Origin of the sequence: Nonomuraea sp. NPDC049421 (genome assembly GCF_040677005.1) — a bacterium.
Taxonomy (GTDB): domain Bacteria; phylum Actinomycetota; class Actinomycetes; order Streptosporangiales; family Streptosporangiaceae; genus Nonomuraea; species Nonomuraea salmonea.
In genome coordinates this window covers 40688-59613 of sequence record NZ_JBFAQA010000006.1, presented here as the reverse complement: position 1 = coordinate 59613, position 18926 = coordinate 40688, and the positions used below count along the sequence as shown (strand labels likewise).

Annotated in this window: 12 protein-coding genes, 1 tRNA gene and 3 pseudogenes; 7 read left to right on the top strand and 9 right to left on the bottom strand. The window is 65.2% G+C overall.

Annotated features, from left to right (window positions below; all coding sequences use genetic code 11):
* Positions 1 to 93: 93 nt before the first annotated feature.
* Complete coding sequence (locus AB0K18_RS12375) at positions 94 to 327, top strand: hypothetical protein (RefSeq protein ID WP_355418579.1); 234 nt, start codon at positions 94 to 96, stop codon at positions 325 to 327.
* Positions 328 to 419: 92 nt separating this feature from the next.
* Here the strand turns inward: AB0K18_RS12375 and AB0K18_RS12370 are convergent, their stop codons facing one another.
* Positions 420 to 1358, bottom strand: a complete 939-nt coding sequence (locus AB0K18_RS12370; RefSeq protein WP_364913762.1) for a cobalamin biosynthesis protein — start codon at positions 1356 to 1358, stop codon at positions 420 to 422.
* Positions 1342 to 2133: a phosphotransferase gene (locus tag AB0K18_RS12365; protein ID WP_364913760.1), complete on the bottom strand. Its 792-nt coding sequence runs from the start codon at positions 2131 to 2133 to the stop codon at positions 1342 to 1344. Before AB0K18_RS12365 ends, AB0K18_RS12370 begins: the two co-directional genes overlap by 17 nt.
* Positions 2134 to 2653: 520 nt before the next feature.
* On the opposite strand from AB0K18_RS12365, the gene AB0K18_RS12360 reads away from it, so the two are divergent.
* The gene (locus AB0K18_RS12360; protein ID WP_364913757.1) at positions 2654 to 3424 is read left to right on the top strand and encodes a ZIP family metal transporter; all 771 of its coding nucleotides are present in this window, start codon (positions 2654 to 2656) and stop codon (positions 3422 to 3424) included.
* 54 nt (positions 3425 to 3478) lie between these two features.
* Positions 3479 to 3552 (top strand) — tRNA-Arg (locus AB0K18_RS12355).
* Positions 3553 to 3756: 204 nt separating this feature from the next.
* Here the strand turns inward: AB0K18_RS12355 and AB0K18_RS12350 are convergent.
* Both AB0K18_RS12350 and AB0K18_RS12345 read right to left on the bottom strand, forming a co-directional pair.
* Positions 3757 to 5322: a tyrosine-type recombinase/integrase gene (locus tag AB0K18_RS12350; RefSeq protein ID WP_364913754.1), complete on the bottom strand. Its 1566-nt coding sequence runs from the start codon at positions 5320 to 5322 to the stop codon at positions 3757 to 3759.
* Between the two features lie 1113 nt (positions 5323 to 6435).
* The gene (locus tag AB0K18_RS12345; RefSeq protein ID WP_364913751.1) at positions 6436 to 7248 is read right to left on the bottom strand and encodes a TIGR02391 family protein; all 813 of its coding nucleotides are present in this window, start codon (positions 7246 to 7248) and stop codon (positions 6436 to 6438) included.
* Between the two features lie 507 nt (positions 7249 to 7755).
* On the opposite strand from AB0K18_RS12345, the gene AB0K18_RS12340 reads away from it, so the two are divergent.
* On the top strand, positions 7756 to 9843 hold the full coding sequence (locus AB0K18_RS12340; RefSeq protein WP_364913748.1) for a hypothetical protein: 2088 nt from the start codon (positions 7756 to 7758) through the stop codon (positions 9841 to 9843).
* 617 nt (positions 9844 to 10460) lie between these two features.
* On the opposite strand, the pseudogene AB0K18_RS12335 reads toward AB0K18_RS12340, so the two are convergent.
* A pseudogene (locus AB0K18_RS12335) lies at positions 10461 to 10642 on the bottom strand (IS5/IS1182 family transposase); the annotation flags it as partial.
* A gap of 92 nt (positions 10643 to 10734) precedes the next feature.
* Here AB0K18_RS12335 and AB0K18_RS12330 point away from each other — a divergent pair.
* Positions 10735 to 11522: pseudogene (locus AB0K18_RS12330) on the top strand (IS5 family transposase).
* 23 nt (positions 11523 to 11545) lie between these two features.
* Here the strand turns inward: AB0K18_RS12330 and AB0K18_RS12325 are convergent.
* Positions 11546 to 11791, bottom strand: a pseudogene (locus AB0K18_RS12325) (transposase); the annotation flags it as partial.
* A 249-nt stretch (positions 11792 to 12040) separates the two neighbouring features.
* Between AB0K18_RS12325 and AB0K18_RS12320 the strand changes: the two are divergent.
* Together AB0K18_RS12320 and AB0K18_RS12315 are read left to right on the top strand one after the other, a co-directional pair.
* Positions 12041 to 12667, top strand: coding sequence for a DUF433 domain-containing protein (locus tag AB0K18_RS12320; protein WP_364913745.1), 627 nt, complete (start codon positions 12041 to 12043; stop codon positions 12665 to 12667).
* A gap of 8 nt (positions 12668 to 12675) precedes the next feature.
* Complete coding sequence (locus tag AB0K18_RS12315) at positions 12676 to 13155, top strand: DUF5615 family PIN-like protein (protein ID WP_364913742.1); 480 nt, start codon at positions 12676 to 12678, stop codon at positions 13153 to 13155.
* Between the two features lie 417 nt (positions 13156 to 13572).
* Here AB0K18_RS12315 and AB0K18_RS12310 read toward each other — a convergent pair whose 3' ends face one another.
* The 3 genes from AB0K18_RS12310 to AB0K18_RS12300 all read right to left on the bottom strand — a co-directional run bounded on the left by AB0K18_RS12310 (position 13573) and on the right by AB0K18_RS12300 (position 18926).
* On the bottom strand, positions 13573 to 13716 hold the full coding sequence (locus tag AB0K18_RS12310; RefSeq protein ID WP_364913740.1) for a hypothetical protein: 144 nt from the start codon (positions 13714 to 13716) through the stop codon (positions 13573 to 13575).
* A 143-nt stretch (positions 13717 to 13859) separates the two neighbouring features.
* The gene (locus AB0K18_RS12305; protein ID WP_364913737.1) at positions 13860 to 15305 is read right to left on the bottom strand and encodes a restriction endonuclease; all 1446 of its coding nucleotides are present in this window, start codon (positions 15303 to 15305) and stop codon (positions 13860 to 13862) included.
* Positions 15306 to 15854: 549 nt separating this feature from the next.
* Positions 15855 to 18926: an HsdR family type I site-specific deoxyribonuclease gene (locus AB0K18_RS12300; RefSeq protein ID WP_364913734.1), complete on the bottom strand. Its 3072-nt coding sequence runs from the start codon at positions 18924 to 18926 to the stop codon at positions 15855 to 15857.

Here is an 18926-nt window from a genome sequence, read left to right as displayed (position 1 = left end):
CACCGTCACAAAACGCGGTCGTGCGAGTATTCTGTGCCTTCAAAAGTTTCGGGGGGATCAAGGAGTTCTCAAGGACCACAGGGGGGAAAGCCCGTGGAACCTGCAGACGGCCGTGTCATCCTGTTCATCCTCATCGCCATCGCCGTGTTCGCCCTCGGTCGCCGCTTCCAGACGATGATCCTCATGCGTCAGGTGTGGAAGCAGAGCGCCAAGCAGGTCACGGCCAGGAAAGTCGTCGCCAACAACGCCGCGAAGTCGATGGTCGGCATCACGCTCATCTCGATCTTCGTGGTCTGGCTCGTCCTCAACCTCAACCGCGTCATGTGACCTTCCGGCGCCCCCTGCCCGGGCCACGGGGGGCGCCCTCCTTCGGTTCGCGATTCATCGGTGTACCGTCCGAGCCGTGACGACGCCGCGGGTCAGGGGCGCGTGAGGCGGCGTAGCGCCCAGGCCGTGACGACGGCGACACCTGCGGCGGCGAGCCCCACCGCCCGGGTCAGCCTGACCGCCCGCCGGATGTCCTCGACCTGCGGTCTCGGCCCGTCGCCCATGGTGGGCCGCTCCTCGGTCCTGCCCTCGTAGACGTTGGTGCCGCCGAGCGTCACCCCCAGCCCGCCGGCGAACGCGGCCTCGCACCGGCCCGCGTTCGGGCTCGGATGGCGGTGCCCGTCCCGGCTGAGCACGGCCCGCGCACCGCCCGGATCGGGCGCGGTCAGCACGGTGAGCACGCCGGTGACCCGCGCGGGCACGTAGTTGGCCAGGTCGTCGAGCTTGGCCGCCGCCCACCCGAACCGCTCGTACCGGGGCGAACGATGCCCGATCATGGCGTCCAGCGTGTTGATCGCCCGGTACGCCAGCAACCCGGGCACCCCCGCCACCGCGCCCCAGAGCAGCGGCGCGACGACGGCGTCGGAGGTGTTCTCGGCCAGCGACTCCACCGTGGCCCGCGCCAGCTCAGGGGCCTCCAGGTGCCGGGGGTCGCGCCCGCACAGGCGGGGGAGGCGTTCGCGGGCGCGTTCGAGGTCGCCGCCCTCCAGCGCGTCCGCCATGTACTCGCCCTCACGGGCGAGCGTGGTGCCGCCGAGCACGGCCCAGGTGGCGAGGGCGGTCAGTCCCGTACGTACGGCACGATGCGGCGCGACCCGGACCGCCAGCACCCCGAGCGCCGCCGCCCCGCCGACGCACACCGCGACATGCACGACCCCGCGCGTCCGGTCGTCCTTGTACAGCACACCTTCGAGCCGCCCCGCCGCCTGCCCGAACACGGCGACGGGATGGGCGGAACTTCGCGGATCACCCAAAATCCGGTCAAGAGCCACGCCGAGGGCCAGGCCGAGAGGATCACACCAAATGCGCATGAAGCTCATCTTCGTGCACATCCAGCCATGCCGCGGCCCGCCGGATGCGCTCACCCGCCCCGCTCGCCCACATCTTGGCCCAGTTGCCACCGGAGGAGGCGCGGGTGCGCATGACCGTGTACGAGCGGTGAAAACGCAGCCTGGCCAGCTCCAGCAGGCGTCGCCGGTCGCGGGGCGGCAGGCCGTACGCGTCGCAGAACAGCCGCAACCGGGCACCGACGTCGACGGTGCGGAGCAGCGGGGTGCGGTCGACCGGATCGGAGATGGGCGCCCAATGGCGGAGGGTGGTGACGATGTCGAAGAGGCGCGTCGTGGGGCGGGCGAGGTCGAAGTCGATGAGCGCGTAGGGGGTGGTGGGGTCGGTCGCGCGAAATATCACGTTCTCCGGCGTTAAATCACAATGCCCAATGACTTCCGGCGCTTTGTCATCATTCGACCCCCCTTCCCACCCATCCATGGTCAGCGGGAACCCCACGGTCGCATCATGAAACCGGCGCACCAACGCCGCCAACCCGGCCAGCGCCTCATCACTCACGCTCTCCAGCCGCAACCCGGTCGTACCAGGAAGAAAAGTAAGCACCTCGCGCCCGAACCCATCGAACCCCAACACCCTGGGAGCCCCGTCGAACCCGGCGGCCTCAAGGTGTCTGAGCAGGGCATGCACGGCGGGCGTCGACGTACTGGCCGGTCTGCGCACGGTGTCTCCGACGCGCACCACCCCGTCTGTCACATCCCCGCCCTGCAGGGGAATCTCATGCAGGAGCGTCGCGACCATGCCAAGACAGCTTAGCCCCGCCCGCACGCCCCCGCCCGCCCTTTTCCCCACCAACCCCCAGACCGAAACCCCTTTTCCGCCCCCACCGCCCCACCCCTGCAACCCCACCCGCCTTGTCGCGGAACCCGGCGTAGTAGGCCTGCTGGACCTGCGCGTTGCTCTTGGACCTGCAACCCCACTCGCGTCCGCGTTGGCCTGAACCTGCAATCCCACCCGCGCCCGCGCTTTTAACCCGCTGACTCACCCGCGCCCGCCTTGCCCCGAGCCGGTAACCCACCCACACCCACTTCCCGACCCAGCTCACCCGCCCGCGTCCGCTCATTCCGGACCCACCACCCCACCCGCCTGAAGCCGGCTCGCCGACTCGCCGGTGAGCCGGTGGGGCGGTGAGTTGTAGGGACACTCCATCAGAGGGCACCTCCTCAGCCACTTCATGCCTTCTCAGCCCCGTTCGCCCCACCCTCGCCCGGCCCGCTCCGAACCCGCCCCACCCAAGCCGATCCCGCTACCCTGCGACCTCATGCCGATCCTCCTGTCGCTGGCGGCCTTCGTCATGACGCTCCTGGGCGGGTTCGTCGCGGACCGCGTCGGCGGCCGCCGCCACCTCGTCCTCGGCTTCGCGGGCGGCATCATGCTCGGCGTGGTGGCCTTCGACCTGCTCCCGGAGGCATTGTCGGCGGACTCGTACGACGTGCACGGCGTCCCCGTACCGATGCTGACCCTCGCCCTGGCCTTCCTCGCCATCCACATAGTGGAACGTTCGGTCGCGATGCACGCCACCCACGAATCCGACTACGCCACCCACCACCACGCCCACGCCCCCACGGAAACCACCACCCATACACGCCACCGCCAAGGCGTAGGCCTGACCGCCGGCACAACCCTGGTCATCCACAGCCTCCTGGACGGAGCCGCCATCGGCGCCGCCTACCAGACCGACGCCTCCCTGGCGGTGGCAGTGGCGATAGGAGTAATCGCTCACGACTTCACAGACGGCTTCAACACGTACACGATCACTTCCCTGTACGGGAACACCCGCCGCCGCGCCCTCACCCTCCTCACCCTGGACGCCCTGGCCCCGGTGGCCGGCGCCACCCTCACCGTCCTCCTCACCATCCCCGACGACATCCTCGGCGCCTACCTCGGCCTTTTCGCCGGTTTCCTCCTCTACCTCGCCACCTCCGATATTCTCCCAGAGGCCCACACGCCCCGCCGCTCCACCGGCTGGACGCTCACGGCCACCGTCCTCGGCACGCTGCTCATGTGGGGTGTGATCGGCCTGACAGACTGACACGAGGAAAACGTGTGCGTGACATGTCGCCGGATCATGCACAATAAGGCGGGAGCGCCCTTAGCTCAGCTGGATAGAGCACCGGACTTCTAATCCGACGGTCGCAGGTTCGAATCCTGCAGGGCGCGCTTCGATCATGGTCTTACCTGCGATGATGCGGGATCGGATGCGTTCTAGAATTATCATCTGGCGCTTGCGTGCTCCGTGCGTGCTCGCGCGCACCAACCCCGCACACACCATGATCCATTTGCCGTCCTCCCACTCGGTGCAAGAGCGGCCCCGCCTCGCCGTGAGCAGGCGGCGAATGCGGGGCCGGATGCTTAATCCGACTGTCAGCTCCTCAGCGGGATGAGCTTCCCAGTGTCGGTCTGACCGTCATCGTTGAACAGCAAGGCGGCGGTCTTCTCGGCTGCCGCCATGGCGACCTGCGGGTAGACGGAGGTGTAGGTGTCGGCGGTGAACGCACTCGAGGTATGTCCCAGTGTTTCCTGTACCACCTTCATCTCCACCCCGGCCGCCAGCATCAGCGAGGCCGCCCCGTGGCGCAGGTCGTGAAGGCGGATAGGCGGCAGGCCTGCGAGGTAGGCCAGCCAGAGAAACTGGTCGGAGATGTGCTGGGGATGGAGCCGGTTGCCGTCGGGCTGGGTGAAGACGAACCCGGTGTCCGTCCACGCCTCACCCATGGCCAGCCGTTCCTGGAGTTGCTGCTGCCGATGGGCGCGCAGCAGTTGCGCGGTGTCGGTGTCCAGGGCGATGGTCCGCACTGACGCGTCGGTCTTCGGGGCGCCCTCACGAACCGCCCAGGCCAGCTGCACGAGCTGCCAGTTCACGGTCAGGGTGTGGCGGTCGAGATCGACCTCCTTCCAGCGCAGCCCGCAGGCTTCGCCTCGGCGTAGCCCCCGCAGCGCGATCAGCTGGTAGAGGGCGAACAGGCGGTGGGCCTTGGCTTCCTTGAGAAACCGGCGAGTATGCGCGGGCGTCCACACCATGACCGGGGAGGGGCGGGGCACGCTGGTGTAGGCGTCGATGGGATCGACCCTACGGCCGCCTCGGCGGTGTTTCTCGGTCTCTCGGTAGGTGCGGAAGTCTTGCTGCCAGGCGCGGACCCGGTCCTCGGTCCACACCAGCGGCTTGGGCCGGGTGTAGGCGGCCATCTCCAGCACGGCGGCGGGGTTGAAATCGATCAGCCGGTCCTGGCGCATGGCCATGTTGAGCGCGTGCCGCAGGGTGGCGCGGATGCGGTGCATGGTCGCGATGCTGACCGGCCGCCGGAACTTCACACTCGCTCGCACCTGCGGGTTGGGATCGGCGCGGCGTTCGCCGATGGTGTCGTTGAACTCCTCGATCTGCTCGAACATCAACGCGATGTCGCTGACCTTGAGCTGCTCCAGCCGCAGCCGCCCCAGATACGGGGTGAGGTAGAGCCGGATGTGGCCCTCGTAGGAGCGGCGGGTGGTCTCCTCGATCTTCCGCTTGCGGTTGAGGAACTCGGCCAGCCAATGCTCGACGGTGATCTCTTGAGTGAGGTGCTGCCCGGTCTTGATCTTGCGGCGGACCGTTTCCACGTCCGGGAGCGTGTCGGTCTCGGCCAGCGTCCGCTTGATCAGGTCAGCGATCTGGGTACGGGTGGCGGGCTCGCGCGGATCGGCCAGCGCGAGCAGGTCCCGCACCTGGCCGAGCTCGTCCTTGGCAGCGTCCTGGGTGGCGAACCCTCCGCGCCGCAGCGGCCCGCGCCGCTTACCGTCAGCTCCTGGCGGGAGTTCGATCTGGTAGTTCCAGATGCCGTGCCGGTAGCTCCACCCGCCGTCGGCACGGCGCAGCTTGGGGCATTGCTGCCCGAGTGCCCTGCCGTCGCTGTCGCGGCAGGAACAGCGTTTGAAGGTGCGTCCCTCAGCCATCGTGATGCCTGTCCTCTTTCATATTTGGTGCTGTTGGATCGGGCTGGTGCGGCATTGCGCGGGGCGGCACTTGGTGCAGGGACGCTGCGCCGAGTCCGGAGGCGGGCCGGTGAAGGAACCGGTTGCCATCCCCGAAGGGCGTGCCTTGGGGAAGTCCCGACCCGGATACGCGCCGCGCTATCCCGCTCAGCCGTGGCCCTGGTGGTTGCGGGCTACGGGCGGGCGTACGGCGGTCCTGACGCCCGTGCCGCCGTCTGTGCGGTGTCGAGCGCCGGGACCGTTGTGTTCCCGCCCGGTACGGCCGATACGGCGGCGTGATCGGGGCGAGCACGCCCGTGGTCGTCACCCCGCCGCATCGATGGCCGTGCCGATGGGGTGTATCGACGCCCACCTGGGTGGCGTTGGTCAAGGCCGAATCCGACGGTCAACGCGGGGCCAGGTTGTCGGCGCTCTCCGCACGGCGTCGCGGCCGGCTCAGCGCTCTTCGCTTCGAGTCGTCATAGAGCAAGGACGGCTTTCCTGCAGGAACGCACCCATGTGTGCGAGTGAGATGAGAAGCCGTTTCCCAAGGCGCTGGCCTGGAAGACTGCGCAGCCGCAGCTGGCTCGAGGGGGCACTTCGATCGGCAGATGAGCGCCGTCGGTCGTGCTGAACGGTATGGTCCGCGGTTCGCGTGGTGCGGCGGTGTCGTGCGGTGAAGTCATGTCGGTGTGGCCCGATCACCTAGACCACCTGATCCCTGTCACCTTTATAAATACCTGCGCTCGGGGCCGGATTCGGACAGCAGGCGATACAAAGGTCCGATCATGATCATCCGACGAAGCATCCGTATCCGGTGTGCACTCCCCGTCCTCGCCTGGCGGTTACCTGCTTTGAAAATGCCACATGGTGTTCGCTGGTGCCGTTGGCTGAAGAGCATGTGACGAGCATGTGATCATGGGGTCGACGGGGCCGTTCCGGTAGCGATCACGTGCCCTTGACTATTCAATTTGCGCCGAAGAATGACCTTGATCTAAGCATTCAGCGGAGGATGTGATCCGGAGGTAGCTTGGTATCGGCAGGGTCGCGATGGCTGCCCCGAAGATAGTACACCTGGTCATGCGGGCGACTATTTCAAGGACGAACGGTCGCGGTGTCCAGGCGGCGGTGCAGCATTGATATCAAGGTCAGCACGTCGAGAGCGTCAGACCGGGAGGTGGCCCACAGAACTTTGGGTGCGTGGGCGCTCGGGTTGCGGAAGGTGCTGAACAACCCCTTCATCAGCATTACCAAGCCGTTCTGTTCCGAGCGCTCCCATTCGGTGGTCAGTGCGTTGAAGGCGATGCGCGGTCCCTGCCCGATGGAGCAGGTCTTGTCCACCAGGCCGGATCCGTCGCCGATTTCGCCGGTCAGAGCTCGCAGTTTGTCGGCCACGCTCTTGGACGCCTCCAGGACGGCGTGGAAGTAGTTGCGCTGCATGAGCTCAGCTCGGCAGAAGTTCAGAACATCGGGGTGGACACCGCGCCGGTTCAGCTCTGCACGCAGGTCGTCTGCTCGTTGCTGGGCCTCTGCCACGGTGGTGGCCGCAGTCGTGCGCGCGACCCTACCGTCGTCGAGGATCTTGTAGCCGCTGTAGAGGAGAGCTTCGTTCACCGCTGAGCGCGCATCTTCGAAGGCGAGCGTGGAGGTGAAGCGGACCGGCCGCATTACCTCGCCCACAAGGCGCAGCATGGGCTTTCCGTCCCCCTGGCGGTTCTGCCACTCGGCGACAGCATTGAACAGACGCTTCCACTTCGTCTGCTGCTCGCTACCGGCAGGCTCGGTGATCCTCAGCGGAGCGATCAGATTAGGGATCTGCGATCCGGTGACTGCGTCGGCCAAGGCTTTGCAGATCTGCTCGACCGAGGCGGCGGGGAAGGGTGCGGGGGGCGGCGTGACCTGCGACATGGGATCCATGCTCCTCGTCTGCTCCCATAGCGCGCTACTGGTTTCCCTACCTTCACTATCGCACCGTCCTGCGGATCACCGAACTGAGCAGGCAGCGTGAGGATGAAAAGCGTTCACTGTTCAATAATCGCTACGGCTATCGAAGAGTTCCGGGGCCACCCGGAAGAAATCACCCATAGGTATACTAAGGCACTCAAAGTGGACAAATAGTGAGTGCGGCAGGGAGCCACGAGTCAGCCAGCAACGGACGCTGACCCGGAGTATCATCCATTTCAGAACGATGGGGTGTTTGTGGCGGGCGCTAGTGCTTCCGATCGCACAACGGCTCAGTCCGAGCAGTGGGTCCTGGGACAAGCGGGTGGAACCGCAAACTCCCTTGATGGCTGACTCGCCTGGTTGCACTCACCGCAGGTTTCGCGTGGGCTATGCCCATGTCCCCGATAGTGGCTGGGGTAGCCGTCCCATGAGTAGCATTGGACGGTACTGAGCAGGCAAGGACGTCCTGCCATGTCCGCTGGAATCAAGACTGTCGTCATCGAAGACGGCACGGAGGTGCCGATAGAGCGCGAGCCGCTGCCGCTGCCGCTGCCCACCTCCAAAGACCTCACTGCCCTCAAACGTCATTTGAGTACCAATCCCAACGTCAACCTCAACGAAACAGCAATCGAGACTGCCGTCGGGCTGTTTATCAATCTCCCCAAGGTCATCCGAATCGCCACGCACGAGGCGGGCAACGATGGCTTGAGCTCGCAGTATGTCGGCAGCACGCACCTGCTCATTCTCGAAGGCGAGGCAGACGCCGAGGCGCTGTCGTACCTCCTGGGGAGCGTGCGACTGAGCGGCCTGCCGAAGGGGCCGCAGATCACCGGTGTTCGAGACGAGGCTGGAAGGCTTCAGGCGCAACTGTCGGTGGAGTTTGATTCGGTCGCCGAGGCCGAGAGCTTGGTGGACAGCACTGTCCGCGGAACACTGCTCGACACTGGCGCCATCTACAGCGAGTCGATTCTCGGTCACGGCGTGATGAGTCCAGTCGAGGCCGTCCTGGTCGAGTCCCGATTCCGCGATGGCACCCCATCCATGGTCAACGCCGCTTTGTACGACGGCACGTTGCGGGCAACCAGCGCAGCATGGGTCCGTTACTACGACAGCACGCTGTCTCCGGCGAGGAACATCGAGCGAGTTGCGCAGGAACTGCGGGACGCTCTGACGACGCCCGCCCGGAAACGCCGAGCACGGTACCTGCGGCAGGCCGAGGCGGCGAACCTCGCTTATGCACGGAGCGGGCTGACCATGCCAGTGCTGCGCGAGTTCCAGGCCAGGCGGATACCCGTACGACTGATAGTCGGGGCGCAGTTCAGCGACGAAACCGATCTCGATGAACTCCCCGCCGCCATTGCCGCCGCGCAGAGCATCCGACACATCAGTGTCAGCCCGTGGCGCGAGGCGGCCAAAGACACCGTGACGGCACAACGCACCGTACTGCATCTGCATCAGGCCGATCACGTGTCGGAGGCGTTTGTTCACCTCACCGAGGACCGACCTCTTTCTGATGAGGAGATCAATCTTCTCTTCCCGGGGGCGGACCCTGCGATGGTGACTGACCGGACTGGTCATGCCCGACCGCTGTGGCGAGCACTCATTATTGTGCGCACGCTTACCAACCCGCAGGTCTACGACGAAGCCAAGCGATTCATCCGCAGCGACCAGGGCATCGCCACTGTCCGCCCACATCGCTACGCCGGCTTCATCGGAGTACTGGTGGACCTGCCATGGCGGCTGACCAAGCCCCAGACGACCGACACCGCCCGTAACGCCTGGCGTAACGGCGGCGTTCTATCCGAGGGGATCTTCGCCGACTGGGAGCCGGTATTCGAGCCAATCGAGGAACTCCTCCGGCTAGCCCAAGATGGTGACGTCTCAGCTCAACGCACGCTCCAAGTACTAGCTGGCACCGCCCTGCTCGCCGACGGCATCCTGACCCGCGACCGCGGCAGCAAGATCGGCGAGGACGGAGTGGCCTACCGGGCCACACCGCCGGTGCTGCTCGCCTCCTGGATCGACACCCGGCATGGTCGGCTCCAGGCCGCCCAGGTCGTCCGCAGCTTCAATCATGAGCGCGCAGGCGGCTCAGGCACCAGCCGAGCTGTAGGCGTCGACTACACCTACCCAGTAGTTGACGATGAGGGCGTCCCGGTTCCGTCTGGACAGAGCTATCGCATGCTCATCGAGGGTGACCTGTTTGAGCAGGCTAGTCCTCAGAAGGCAGCGGGGCGACACGAGCAGGTCAGCGCTGCGCAGAGGAACCGCAGCCTCTCCCGAGAGCAACTCAACGAGCAGCGCCGCTTCATGATTGTCGACCTGATTGGCCGAGCAGCAACCATCGTCCAGCAACTGGAGGCCGAACTCGCGGATTACCCGAGCAAGTTGCCGGAGCATCCATTCGGCACCCGCGCCGACTGGAAACTGATCCGCAGCAAGGTCGGAGATCTCGGTGAGTCGATGATCCTGCTCATGCCTCCGCCCGATCCAGAATCGCCTCTGCTGGAGCCAGAGGAGAACGACATGCAGGACGCGGACGGCCTGGAGGAGGCATGAGCACCCAACGGCCGCGCCGACTGGCGCGCAGCAGCGCCACTGCAGTCACGTCGCAACAGCCGCTCATCTCCACTCCGGATTCCCGGCAGAGCACGCCCACAGACGACACCACCGCACCCGCTCCCGGTTCCAAGCTCGGTCACACCACGTTTGCCGTTGCCGGCGGAACTGCTAGCGCAGGCGCGGCAGCCGCAACGGTCTACGCCTCGGGCGGAGGTGTGCCGTTGATACTGGGGGTGGTGCTGCTAGTCCTCGTGATCGGCGCCTCGGTCGGGCTACTCCTCGCCCTAATGCGAAGCGATGATCAGCGGAGCACCTACGAACGGCTCATGGGTCTGCTTGGACTTTTGCTGACCCGGCAGCCTGATCGCTATCTGGTCGAGCCCGGTAGTGGTTCGCGTGCCCAGCCGGGGCAGACAGCGCATACCCCCTTCTCTCGGCGTGAGGGCAACGAGGTCGGGACTGTTGATAGGCGAGTTGGCGAGGAGATGAGGCTCCCAGCAGATTTCGGCGAGCCCTAAGAAGTCCCAACAGAAAGATCAGCGGACGAGGCGGCGCCTGCAGATAATCGCGGCAGCGAGGGTCATGAACGCTTCGCGGATTTCCCGGCGGTTGCACAGGCGGCGGAACCAAGGCAGGGGCGCGATCATCCGTTCGACCACCCACCGTGAATACCCCGGCCGGAGCCGTGAGGGGTGCCGCGTCGGGCGATGATGGGCTTGATACCGGTGCGCCAGACCAGGCGACGGTACTCGTCGTGGTCATAGCCGCGGTCGCCGTACAAGCAGGCCGGCCGCTTAGAGCTCCTAACAAAATGATCACTTTGGCCCTTCAGGAGACGGTTTGCGGGTTTGATCACGTCGTGTGAGGAAGGGTGAGCAGCCGCCCTGGATCGTGCGCGACAGTCTGTGGGAGCGGATTGAGCCGCTGCTGCCGAAGGTCTAGCGGCGCACGCGTCATCCGGGTCGTAAGCGGCTGGACGATCGCAAGGTGTTGTGCGGGATCTTGTTCGTGCTCTACACCGGGATCCCGTGGGAGTTTCTGCCCCAGGAGCTCGGGTTCGGATCGGGAATGACCTGCTGGCGCCGCCTGCGCTACTGGCACCAGGCCGGGGTGTGGGAGCGACTGCATCAGGCCTTGCTGGCGGAGTTGCACGCCGCCGGGCAACTGGACTGGTCGAGGGCGGTGATCGACAGCTCGCACGTACGCGCGCTCAAGGGCGGCCCAAAACCGGGCCGAGCCCGGTCGATCGCGGACGGGCGGGTTCGAAGCACCACGTCATCACCGAAGGGCACGGCGTCCCGCTCGCCCTCAGCCTGACCGGCGGCCACCGCAACGATGTCACCCAGCTCATGCCGCTGATCAGGAAGATCCCTCCAGTCCGCGGACGCGTCGGACGGCCTCGCAGGCGGCCCGACTGCCTGCTGGCCGACCGCGGCTACGACCACAACAAGTACCGGCGCCTGGTGTGGAGGGCCGGCATCAAACCGATCATTGCTCGCCGGGGCACTGCGCACGGCAGTGGCTTGGGCGTGCATCGCTACGTGGTCGAGCGGACGATCGCGCTGCTGCACTGGTTCCGCCGCCTGCGCATCCGCTGGGAGATCCGCGATGACATCCACGAGGCCTTCATGACGCTGGCCGCTGCCATCATCTGCTGGCGCCGCCTCGTTCGCTGATCATTCTGTTAGGAGTTCTTAGGCGGTCGGCCGATGAGGCCGCGTACCGGCGGCATGGCCTTGATCAGCGGCGTGAGCCGGGTGACGTCGTTGCGGTTGCCGCCGGTCAAGGAGACGGCGAGAGGGATGCCGTTGCCGTCAGTGATGACGTGGTGTTTCGAGCCCGGTTTGGCACGGTCGACCGGGCTCGGCCCCGGTTTTGGGCCGTCCTTGAGCGCCCGGACGTGCGAGCTGTCGATCACCGCCTTGGACCAGTCAAGCTGGCCGGCCTTCTGGGGCGGCTGTACGGTACGGGCGGCCCGTGGTTGGGAGCAACGCACAGCGTGCGCCACGCTCGAGAGTGTCGTATCGGCGAATACTGCATGCGTTCCGTGATGCTCTGAGTACCGTAGGTCAGAGGGGGTATGCGAGGTGTGCGCTCTCGGACGGTTGAGCCGATTGTGAGTAAATCGCCATATGTAAACCAGAGCTGAGACGTTAACGTCTAGCTAGGTACGAGTTGGAGAGAGGGGCGCAACATGTACAGCACCGTGCTTGCGGCTGCGCTCTCTGGCGCCTCCGTGGGGCAGTTGAGGTACTGGCGGCGTCAGCCCCCAGTGTTCGCGCCCGAGTATCAGACGCCTCACAAGGTCCTCTACTCATACAGAGACGTTGTGGCGCTCAGGTCGATCACTTACCTCCGGCAAAAGGACGTCACGTCACTGCAGGACATCCGTAAGTCGATCAAGAACTTGCGAGCCATGGGTAAGATCGAGCATCTGTCTGAGTACAAGCTCGTTCGCAGCGGCAACACCATCGTCCTCGTTGACGGGGACGAAGCCATCGACCTCCTGCGAGCGCCAGGCAATGCGATGCTCGCAGATCTAGTGGACATCTTCGGAGAGTTTGACGGCCGCATAGGCCGCGTCTTGCCTTTGCAGCAGCCCGTGCCTGGCGTGGTAGTTGACCCCGAGATCCTATCCGGCTTCCCGGTAGTCGAGGGCACCAGGGTCGGCTACGACCAGGTTGCCGGCCTCATGGATGACGATGTGCCCGCTGAGGAGATCTCCCGATTCTTCCCATCCATTGGCGCTGAGGCAGCTCTTGCTGCGCAACAGTTCGCGGACTACGTCCGCAGATTCGATGTTCAGGACCAGGCTGGCTGAGCAACTGAATGAAGATCCTCCTCGATGAGAACGTTCCGGAGCCGCTCGCGGAGCCGTTGTCATGGCTGCTGGTGAGCAAGCACGAGATGAGCCATGTCAACGCGCAGTGGAAAGGCATCAAGGATCGGCAGCTGTACGACAAGGCCAAACGTAAGGGCTATGACGTCGTCATCTCGAACGACAGCCAACAGCTCTTAGACCCTGACATCTGCCGCGCAATCCAGCGCTCGGGACGACACGTCGTATTCATCGAGACGAGCAGCGGAGGGTTACGCTCGCTGGCGGCAGCGGCTGGCGCAATTATCCACTCCATCCGAGGGATCATCAACGAGCTGGAGCAAGTCGATGGTCAGCGGATCATTGTTGTGCCGCCTCTACGCGGCGAGCCGAGGTACACGACTTTCGACCCACGACGCGAAGCCCCGTCGTCTGTCTGGCCACGCAAACAGCATGGTGACCATAAGCCTTCTCGTGGCAAACGCTCCTGATCTACCCTGAGAACTGCGCTGCCAGTTCTCGTCCCTCTGGTGGTGGCGGTGCGCATCTCGACGAGCGAGTTCGGGGTGCGCTTCGCGATGCCATGCCCGATCGCTACGACACGCGTACTCTGTCGGAGCTGAAAGAGTTCACTCGCGCCCCTGCAGGAGCCAGGAAGGCTTCCTGACCTTCACCGTCTCCTTCGACGAGCGGGGCCAGATCTACGCCGTGGCGCAGGAGTTCAAGCATGACCTCGGGCATGTTCGTGAGCCCGAAGACTGTGCCTACGTCGAAGCGGCGGTCTCATCACACCTGCCCCAAGGTCACCGGACCGCAACCGGACTTCAGCAGCCGGTCCAGATTCCCGCGCCGTCCGTGGCGATCTTGGTAGTCAGGTCGGCCACCTTCCTGGCGGTGTGGGTGATGTCCTACCGGTGGGAGTTGACCGGCCCGGCGCGGATCAGGGACTTGCGCCAGTGCGCGTCGCGGGCCAGTTGATCGAGTGCAGACGCCAGGCTCGCCGAGTCACCTGCCGTGAACGGGATACCGGCTTGGCCCAGAGTCTCCGCCATCTTCGCAGTGTTGCGAGTAGACGACGGGGAGGCGGTGGGCTTGCGCCTCGACGGCCATTAGGCCGAACGCCTCCGAGCCAGAGGTCGTGAAAACAAAGGCATCGAACTGGGACTGTAAGAACAATTTACAGTCCCCGCGCATGCTACCAATCGGCAACTGGCCGGAATGCCAGGGCGTCTGAGGTTCGAGCGTGCTCCCAAGAGTCCAGATGGTAAGCGTCGGGGATCTTGCTCAGCGGATGATGAGAGCGCAGCGCGCAGACGATCAACTCGCTGTCTTCTGTCGGGCGGGGCCAGTCCTTAGGCATGGGTAGGTTGCTCTTCTTCCGGAAGGGGTTCTCGGTCACGATGGCAGTGACCCATTCGCGTGGCACCTGCCGACATTCAGGAGAGTCGTCGCGCCAAGAGCCGGTTTCGGGCGGATCATTCGGAAACGGGTCTGTGGAGACAAGGTAGCCGACTGGTTTCAGGGGGACGTTGTTCTCTGAGCGGCGCCGGGTGACGGCTCGGGTGGTAAGAGGGCGGAAGTAGCCGGCGGCTGTGGCGTTGAACTGCTCAAACAGATGTCGGAGCGGATAGCCGTCTACGGGGATCCCCACGAGTTGGAAGGACACGTTGCAGCGGCGGATCAAGCGAGAGGAGCAACTGGAGACTTCAGCGGTGAGGGTGTAGAAGCCGCCGCCCTGGCAGATGTCGAAGTAGGTGACTTGTTCTGTATGGTGCACCCGTTCTAGGCCATCGATGCGCTCTGTCCACGCACGGAGCGTGTCGAGGAATTCGCGGGCGCCTATGCCGCGCCAGTTGAGGGTGGCCTGCTGGATGTTCCAACTCGGCCGGGACGTCATCCAGCCCATGGAGTCGAGCGCGTGTAGAAGGTCGGCGAGACCGTTTTCATCGAGAGCGCTGATCGGCAGATCAAGGCTGACACCGCTGCCGTCCGCAGGCACCCAGTCCACGTCGGGCAGGTCCTGAACGAAGACGAGTTCGGAGTAGCCGCCGCCCGATGTGACGTATGGCAGCGGGTGCAGGTCCGTGTCGAGTAAGGCGAGGCCGGAAGCTGGTAGGTCGGTAGACGGTCGGCGCTGACGACGATGCCGAGCTCCCGCAGTCAGGTGCACACGACCGTGAGTGACCAAGGTCTCCCACTTGTTCCGCAGGAGATTGGCCAAGGTCTCCGGCGCTCGCAGTGCCTGTGTCAGCTCGTCCTCACCCAGAAGGATGACGGGTTGCCTTGCTCTGCATTGGACTACTTGCTCACTGATGGTGTCGGTAAAGCCGGACACGCTGATGATCACGCCGATGACGGAGGACGACGCTGCCCGCTCCAACCGGGACCGCACCGCGTCGAAGACGTCCACACCGACGGGGCTGGTTTCCCACTTGGCCTCGATCAGGTACCACACGTTCCCGTAGCCGGCCACCAGGTCTGTCTGTCGTGGCCAGGCGATGCCGGCGTTGCGTTGGACACGGAAGTGTGCCTGCTGGAAGAGACGCTCCAGGAGTTGTTCCAGCTTCAGCCCTCGCTGGTGCGCGTCCGGGTTTGACCGCAGGCGCTCGAACTCCGTCGGCAGCGATGACGCCCATCTCATGGCAGTTCCCTCGCTCCTTCCGCCCGACATCGCTGAGGTGGTCGACGGGCTCAACTTTTGTGAGCTTGGATAAGACGATCTTGGGGCTTTGCTTCCAGGGCCCTCGGTCACGGCAGAGGCTCGCGAGGAGGGCACCGCGGCGATTCGTGGTGAGGGGCCCGAGCCCTGAGGGTGGTCATGGGCGCCAGCCAGAGGCCGTCGTCGTCAGGACTACATCGAACAGATCAAGTCAATGAGTCGGACCCGTCACCATGAGGTGCAGGAGGAGCTCACCGTTCGGGCACGCGCTAGCGACGAATCTCTGAGGGGCAAGGAACGCTGAGCGTAGCGCGAAGGTCGTGCGCAGGTTACAAAGTGTGCGCGTGTCTCACCCCGGCCCCCAAAGGGGAACCTGCCGGACAGAGAGCGCGCTTGCTCCTACGCCTGACGTATCTGCCCCACACGGGACATCACTACTTACTGTGGTTACTTGACGCTGGGTACTCACTGTGAGGTTGCCGGAGGAGCGCGATGGGGCCTGACATGGTCATAGGTCGAGGGCTCCGTTCGTCAGTCAACTAGGTAATGAGCTTCGATGTAGGCGACGGTGGAGTCATATGGCTCTCCCACCGGCTTCAGCATGTACTTGCGGAAAATCGCGGCGGTGGCGCGACGAACGCCGCGGTTGCGGGCGTCGGCGTTGTCCCATGAACGGGCGAGGGTGCGGGTGACCACTTGGTCGATCTCCTCGGCCAGGTTCCTTTCCGTGATGGTCAGTCCGGGAGGTGCGTGGTCGTGGATGATCCGCGACAGGACACCTACGTGGTCTTCGTCCAGCACGACCGCTTCGTCGGGGTGCTTTCCGGCGTTCACGATGGCGCGAGCGATCCGGAGCGCCTCGGACAGGAACTCCAGAGCGTCGTGTGAGTTCTGGATGATCCGGTCCCGCAGCAGCTTGATTCGCTCGGCGAGGGCGGTGTACTTCGCGGAGCCCGGTTCGACGCCCTTTTCGAGAGCGGCCTTGATGTGGTCCAAAATCTCCGCTGCGGACGGTGGTCTCTTGTCCTCGCCGTCCTTCCCGGGCTTGGGCCGGACAAGAGCCATCAGTTCCTTGAGGATGGCGATGCCCTGCGCGTCCAGGACAAGGGCTTCCTCTCGGGTGGCGACCACGGAGAAGGAGTGGACGTGGGCGTTGATGATCTCCAGGACCATCGGTCCCAGCTCACTCAGCCGCTCTTTCCGCTCCTCGTCGGAGGACTTCTTGAACAGGGTCGTGTAGACGGACCCGAACAGCCCGAGACCGTCCCGGTACTTGGCCACCCGCTTGTCGGTGCTGATGAGCGGATACAGGCGGGCCAGCAGCCGGTAGTCCTTGCTGAACACTTCGGCGGCGCCAGGGTTGGCGTCTAGGAAGGCGTTGATGGCCCGTACGGACTCGTATCCGTGGACCGTGAGGTCCAGGCCGTCCACGTCCACGAGAAGGTCTTCGATGCGAGCGAAGGTGGTGCGGAACTCGTCGACCAGCTCGGACAGGTCGGTGACGAACCCGCCGCCCTTACCGGTGCCCGGCGAGGTGGGATCCACGACGGCCCGCTGCACCTCTTCGGCCAGCCCGATGTAGTCCACGATCACGCCGGAGGTCTTTACAAATCCGGTCGGGGACACCCAGGTGCGGTTCGGGCGGGTGATCGTCTGGAAGAGGGTGTGGGCCTTCAGCGGCTTGTCCAGGTAGAGGACGCCCTCGTTGGGGGCGTCGAACCCGGTCATCAGCTTCGCGGTCACCACCAGGAAGCACAGCGGGTCGTCCGGGGTAAGGAACCGCCGCTTCTGCTCCTCTTCCTCGGCCTCCGAAAGCCGGAACGGGCGCATGGCGGGGTCTTCGCCCTTGGCGTCCGAGACGGAGATGTTCACCTCGGCGGTGATCCGGCCATGCTTGCCGACCTCGGCGAGCACCTGTGACGCCTCGAAGCCTGCCAGCAGCTCGTTGATCTTGTTCGTGTAGGCCACGGCCAGCTCACGGTTGTAGGCGACGACCTGGGCCTTCAGGCCGTTGCGGTAGGCGCCGGCCAGGTAGTGGCCCACGATGTCCTGGCAGACCGCGTGGATGCGGTCGGGGTTGGCGAACACCGAGGTGAGGCGCCCGAACTTGCGGGACAGGAGCTCACGGTCGGGATCATCGAGGTCGAAGTCGTCGGCGAACTGGTCGAATTCAGCCTGCAACGCCTGGTCGTTTAAATCGAAGGCGACCGGGTGCGGGTCCAGCAGGACCGGAACGGTGGCCCCGTCCAGAAGCGACCGGGACACCGAGTACCGGTGCAGCACCCTGCCCGGGTCGGTCTCCTCGCCGAAGAGGGCGAAGGTGTCGGTGGAGAGGTTCCTGACGGGGGTGCCGGTCATACCGAAGAACTTCGCGCGCGGCAACGCTGCGCGCATCTGCCCAGCCAGGGACGTCGACCGGGCGGACTGGGTGCGGTGTGCCTCGTCGACCAGCACGATGATGTTGTCCCGGGTCGACAGGTTCCTGCCGGCGTCGGCGAACTTGTGGACGGTCGTGGAGATGACGCCGCGCACGTCGCCGGCCAGCAGGGAACGCAACTCCTGGCTGGTGGCGGGCTGGTGGAAGTAGGCGCTTCCCATGGCGGAGGTGAATACCCCGGAGGTTTGGCGGACGAGTTGGGTCCGGTCCGAGAGCAGGATGATCGTGGGCGATTCGGTGCGGGTGTCGGCCAGCAGCAGCGAGGCGGCGAACACCATCAGCAGCGTCTTTCCGCTGCCTTGGTGGTGCCAGATCAGCCCTTGTCGGCCGCCGGCCAGGACTCGCTTGTGGATGAGGTGGGCGGCCTCCATCTGTGGGTAGCGGGGCAGGTACTTCGTGTCCACCCCGCCCCCGGAGGTGTCGAACAAGGCGAAGTTGGCCAGCATGTCCAGGACGGTGGCTGGGTTGAGCAGTAGTTCGACGGAGCGCTGCACGTCGGCCTGCCCGGACAGGTTCTCGTTGTCGGCGGTGGACCGGAACGGCTGCCACAGGTTCGTGGGGGCACCGGCGGCGCCGAAGCGCAGCTTCAGCCCGTCGGAGGCGACGGCGAAGACGTTGGGGGTGAAGAACCACGGGTACTCGGTGGCGTACACGTCGTTGATCTCGCGGGCGGCGTCGGCCCATCCGGAATTAGCGGTCGGCGACTTCACCTCGACCACGACCAGGGGCAGGCCGTTGACCCAGTACACAAGGTCGAACCGGCGGGAGGTCTTGCCGGGGACGGTGATGGTCACCTCGTCCGACACGACCAGCGTGTTGGCGGTCGGGTCCCCGAAGTCGATGACCTTCAGAGCGTGCCACGCGCCGTCGGCATCTCGGAACTCCTTGTGTCCTCGCAGCAGGCGCAGCACCTGCTCGTTGGCCCGCACCAGCCCGCCCTCGACGGCGTTGACCGTGGCGGCGATCTCCTCGACCACCGCGTCCACGTCGAACCCGTCGATCACTCCGGGGTTGAACTGGACGATGGCGTCCCGCAACAGGCCGGCCATCACCGTCTGTGTCGTCTCCCGGGGCAGCGCCCGGCCCGCGGTGAAGGTCCAGCCCATGGGGAGCGACCACTGGATCATCAAGTTCTGGAACTCGCGTTCCCGAATGCCCTTCGCCAC